The sequence below is a fragment of the Halococcus morrhuae DSM 1307 genome (assembly GCF_000336695.1).
GTDB classification, from domain to species: Archaea; Halobacteriota; Halobacteria; order Halobacteriales; family Halococcaceae; genus Halococcus; species Halococcus morrhuae.
On sequence record NZ_AOMC01000021.1, the window covers coordinates 1 to 5,426 of the forward strand.

1 protein-coding gene and 2 pseudogenes are annotated in these 5,426 nt (G+C 59.3%); 2 read left to right on the forward strand and 1 reads right to left on the reverse strand.

Annotated features, from left to right (window positions below):
- Positions 1–138: 138 nt before the first annotated feature.
- Both C448_RS01145 and C448_RS01150 read left to right on the forward strand, forming a co-directional pair.
- On the forward strand, positions 139–1,311 hold the full coding sequence (locus C448_RS01145; protein ID WP_004051289.1) for an ABC transporter ATP-binding protein: 1,173 nt from the start codon (positions 139–141) through the stop codon (positions 1,309–1,311).
- Between the two features lie 55 nt (positions 1,312–1,366).
- Positions 1,367–2,454 (forward strand): annotated as a pseudogene (locus C448_RS01150) (IS1595 family transposase).
- A gap of 317 nt (positions 2,455–2,771) precedes the next feature.
- Here the strand turns inward: C448_RS01150 and C448_RS01155 are convergent.
- A pseudogene (locus C448_RS01155) lies at positions 2,772–5,366 on the reverse strand (phosphoenolpyruvate carboxylase); the annotation flags it as partial.
- Between the last annotated feature and the right edge of the window lie 60 nt (positions 5,367–5,426).

The window sequence follows — 5,426 nt, forward strand, 5'->3', positions numbered from 1 at the left end:
GGCGCGTTCCTGACCGCACTACCGACGCTGCTCGTCTTCATCATCTTCGGCGATCAGTTCGCACAGGGTGTTGCCGGCCGAACGTAGACAGACAACGATGATCGAACTACTATCCCAACCAACGAACGGAGGTATCGAATGGCTGAACTGAAACTCGACGACGTCACCAAACGGTTCGGCGACGGTGGGGACGACATCATCGCTGTCGACGACGCTTCGCTTGACGTCGCCGACGGCGAGTTTCTCGTTCTCGTCGGACCGTCGGGCTGTGGGAAGAGTACGACGCTGCGGATGATCGCGGGGCTCGAATCCGTCTCGTCGGGAACGATCAGCCTCGACGGAACCACGATCAACGACCGCCAGCCCGCCGATCGCGATATCGCGATGGTGTTCCAGAGCTACGCGCTCTACCCCCATATGACCGTGCGCGAGAACATGAGTTTCGGGCTCGAGGAAAGCACGGAGATGCCCGACGACGAGATCCGCGACCAGGTCGAATCCGCCGCGGAGATGATGGGCATCGAACAGCTGCTCGATCGAACGCCCAGCGAGCTCTCCGGTGGCCAACAGCAGCGCGTCGCGCTCGGCCGTGCGATCGTCCGCAGTCCGGCGGTGTTCCTGATGGACGAGCCGCTGTCGAACCTCGATGCGAAACTGCGCTCACAGATGCGGACCGAACTCCAGCGGATGCAGGAGGACCTCGGGGTCACCACGGTCTACGTGACCCACGACCAGACCGAAGCGATGACGATGGGCGATCGGATCGCCATTCTCGACGACGGCCGACTCCAGCAGGTCGCCACACCACTAGAGGCCTATCACGAACCCGCAAACCGGTTCGTCGCGGGCTTCATCGGCGAACCGTCGATGAACTTCTTCGAGATGGACGTCGAGAACGGACATCTCGTCGGCGAGAACTTCGACTATCCGCTCTCGGAAGGCACTCGCAGAGACCTCGGCGACGCGACGGACGTGACCCTCGGCGTGCGTCCCGAGGACATCGAACTGGTCGATGCAGTCGAGGGCGATGGGGAGCACGATTTCCGTACGGTTGTCGACGTGGTCGAGCCGGTCGGCAGCGGCAACAACGTCTATCTCGCCTTCGAGGGCGACGAGAGCGTGTCGGAGCTCGACATGGACGAATCACGGACGTTCGTGGCGACGATCGGCGGGCTGCGACGCATCGAGGCAGGGCAGCCGGCGATCGCGCGGCTTCCCGAGGACGCGATCCACCTGTTCGACGGCGAGACGGGCGAGGCGCTGCACAATCGCAATCTCGACGACACCGAACAGGTCGAACCGCAAATATAGACGCTCTTGCCGAGTCTGGTGAAACAGTCGCGTAGGAATTACAGCATCCCGCCGTATGCTAGTGGATGTGCTCCAACGGACAGCTTTCGGCGGGATGCTCCAGGAAGTTGTTGAGCGCCAAGCAATAGTGTTCCGCCCCGAGCCGCTCGACGCCATCGTCGAGCGGCGCTGCAAGCGTGCGTGGGAGCAGGCTCCCTGTCCCGAGTGTGGAGAAACAGCTCTCCAGACTCGGGACAGCAGTCCCCGAGTCTGGTGTCGTAACTGCCGCTATAGCTTCACATACACCCGAAACACNGGGACAGCAGTCCCCGAGTCTGGTGTCGTAACTGCCGCTATAGCTTCACATACACCCGAAACACGCCGTTCGCAAACACCGGTCTTACACCTGGTGAACTCCTTCTCATCTTCATTCTCTACGCTGATACCTTGCTCAGCATCAACCAGATCACCCAACTATTCGATTCCTGCTACGACACGATCCATACGCAACTCCGTGATGGGGAAGCCGCGTTCGAACGCGGCTTTCCCCTCGTCTGGGAGCGCATCCAGCACACCGTTGAGGGACCAACACAGATCGATGAAACCGGTTCGAAGTGTTCGGGCTACAAAGATCAATCGCCGCCGCGGGACGGTCTCTCCCGCGGCGGTTCTGGGGAACCGGGCCGATCACGCTGGGAGGGAGCACCGGGAGACAAACTCACGCTCGTCGCGGCGAGCCGCGACGTGCTTCGGGTGATCTCAGCCGAAGAAGGATCAAAATACGACGGGAATCTCGGGCCAGTGATAGAGGAAGCAGGCGATCTCTCCCAGCCGCTGGGAGAGATCTGGACCGACGAACTTCCTGCGTATCAGCAGATGAATCACGAGCATCGAACCGTTGTTCACGACGATAAGTACGTCTCAGACGAAGGCGTCCACACAAATCAAGTCGAATGCCTCTGGTCGCTGATCCAGCCGTGGCTGGAGAAGTTCCGCGGTCTCTCCAAACCAGGATTGGAGCAGTCCGTCCGAACCTACGGGTTCGTACGGACGTTGAACCTCGTCGGAGCACCGCTACACGGCCTCGTTGACTGCTTCGCCCTCAACGTGTTTCACNGTACGGACGTTGAACCTCGTCGGAGCACCGCTACACGGCCTCGTTGACTGCTTCGCCCTCAACGTGTTTCACTAGATTCGGCAAGAGCGGCACTTGGAGTACGTAGGTCTGTTCCAGCGAATCAGTCACTAGACGATCGGTTCTTTCGGTAGCTGCGCCCAATCTGGGCGTTGGTCGTGAGTGGCGACACTGTCGCGTCGGCGGCGATCGCCGCCGACAGCGACCTCACCAATCCAAAACTCCCAGCTCTATCGTTNTCTATCGTTCCGATGTCCGTTCGGGCATCGGTTAGACAAATTCAGCGCCTGCTGGACGGCGTCGGGACTGTGTCAATGTGATCAACTGAAAGTGTTTCAATCATTCTTTATCCAGTATTTTTCATGCCGGCAGCAATCCCTTTGACTGTCAGGCGTAGTGCCCGCTTTTCAGTCTCGGTGCGGTGTTCGCAGTCGAGGAGGTGAGTCTGGAGCACGTTCAACGGGTCGACGTAGGGATTTCGGCGGCGGAGGCTCTCGCGGAGCCAGTCACGCTTCACGAGCTCGTCACGATCGCTGATGGTCGTAGCAAAATCGACCGCTTGCTCGTATTCCGCCTCGAACACTGGGAAGAAGCGTGCTTCGAGATCGTCGTCCGCGACTGCAGCGTACTTCGCTGCGATTTCCATATCGGTGCGCGCGAGCGCGAGTGCAGCGTTATCGATCGTTGTTCGGAAGAATGCCCATTCATTGTACATCTCCTGAAGCGTGTCGGCCGATCCGTCATTGGTGAGGTAGGCCTCGATTCCGGCTCCAAGGCCGTACCACCCAGGGAGAATGCACCGTGATTGGGTCCATGAGAATACCCACGGGATCGCCCGGAGATCTTCGACCGTGCGTTCGTCTGATCGTGAAGCCGGCCGCGAGCCCATGTTGAGTTCCTCAATCACAGTAATAGGTGTGGCTTGCTCAAAATATGACACGAACCCATCCATGTCGAGCAAGTCCTGGTAGGCCGTCCGCGCCGCGTCGGCAATGGTCGTGGCCGCATTAACCCACTCCGTAGGCACATCGTCCGCAGGATGGTCAAGCGACTGCGCTCGTGCGCGGATCTGAGCGTTCAGCATCTGCTCCAAGTTGCGCTCTGCGATGCGTGGATTGGCGTACTTCTCCGCGATCGCCTCACCCTGCTCGGTGAACTTGACTTGGCCGGTGACGGTTTCGTTTGGCAGTGCAAGCAATGCTTCATTCATTGGACCACCGCCTCGAGAGATCGAGCCGCCGCGACCGTGGAACAGTCGAAGATCGACATTGTGGTCATCGACGATTTCGGCGAGCCGACGCTGGTTGCGGTAGAGGTCCCAGTTCGCGGCAAAATACCCGTTCTCCTTGTTCGAATCCGAATACCCGAGCATTACCTCTTGGATGTTCCCGCGTGCAGCGAGTGCTTGGCTGTACGCCTCGTTCTTGAACAAAGTGCCCATGATTTCGCGCGCACCGTCGAGCGCGGCCTCAGTTTCGAGCAGCGGCACGATATCGAGCCCACAGTACTCGGGGAGCTCGACCGCCCCTGCTTGATCAGCAAGGAAAAGAACTTCGAGGACGTGACTCGGTTTCTCGGCCATCGAGATGCAGTAGGTATCGATCGCATCCGCACCGTACTCACGCTGCCAGTCGTTCAGACGGTCGAATCGTTCAAGCACGCGCGCTGCGGGGTCGGGCAGGTTATCCCTATCGGTGACGTCGATCAACGGTGTATCTTGGAGAATCGCCTCGGTGAGGAGCTCAATGCGCTCGCTTTCGTCAAGCGATTCGTACTCGATGTCTTCGCGGCCGAGTGCCCTAGCGATTGCTTCGGTGTGTTTTTCTTGGTGATCTCGGAGGTCAAGGCTGGCGAGGCAGAACCTGAACGTCTCAGCTTGGCGTTCGAGTGGATCGACGTGAACTGCCGCGATCTGTTCCCCGCCGTTCGCTCGAAGGCTCGTCGCCAGCACGTCGAGGTCGTCGGTGAACTCGGCAACGCTGTCGTACCCGTTCGGCCGGACGTCTCCGATACGTTCGAGACGTTCTCCTATCAGACGAAGATGTTGACGATAGGGTTCATCGGGATAGCGGTCGCGGGCCTGATCGGCGAGTGTGGGGAAGCGTTTGCGGTTCGCAGCGAGCCGATCGTTAAACGCCGCGCTCGTATCAAGCCGGTCGGCATCGTGGGCGAGTACGCTCGACAGATCAGCTAGTGCTTTTTGATACTTCTCCAAAACACTCCGACGCTGTCGTGCGAGCGTTTCGTTCGTTACCTCGGGAGTGACGTAGGGATTCCCATCTCTGTCGCTGCCGGCCCATGATCGAAACTCGAAGAGTTTGGGAATCTCGATGTTGTCGAGCTCCGTTTCAAGCTTGTTCTCGATCTCTCGGTAGATCTCACCGGTGGTATCGAATAGAGTGTTTTCGAGATACCAGTGGACATTCCGAGCTTCGTCGAGCGGTTCGGGCTGTCGCTCGCGGACCTGACGAGTGCCCCAGAGGCTCGTCACCTGAGCTTTGAGCGCATCTTCGATCTGTTCACGCTCGGTGTCGGTGAGCTGGCGCTCGTCAAGTTCGACGAGATGGTCCGCGATGGTTCGGAGTTTCGCCTTCACCGTCTTGCGATGGGCCTCTGTGGGATGAGCGGTGAAGGTCGGTTCGATCAGCACGTCCTTGAGAATCTGCTCGACCACGTCCGGATCGCGATCGGTGAGGCTCTCGACGGCGGCGCTCAAACTATCGGCAAGCGATCCTTCTTGGGAGGCGGTTCGAATCGTACGGACGCGTTCGCGCTCCTCAGCGAGGTTCACCATCTCAAAATAGGTAGTGAACGCGCGCGCGACCGTGGCTGCAGTTTCAGGTTCGAGACCGCGCAGCGTACGATCGAGGTCGGTGCGTGAGTCGACCTCGTTGTTGCTGCGGTAGTCGATGGGTGGTGTCGCAAAGTCCTCTAGACTTTGCCTCTGGTAGCCTCCACTGAGAGGTCACAGCTCATGGTTGTTTTGGTTGATCGACTGAGG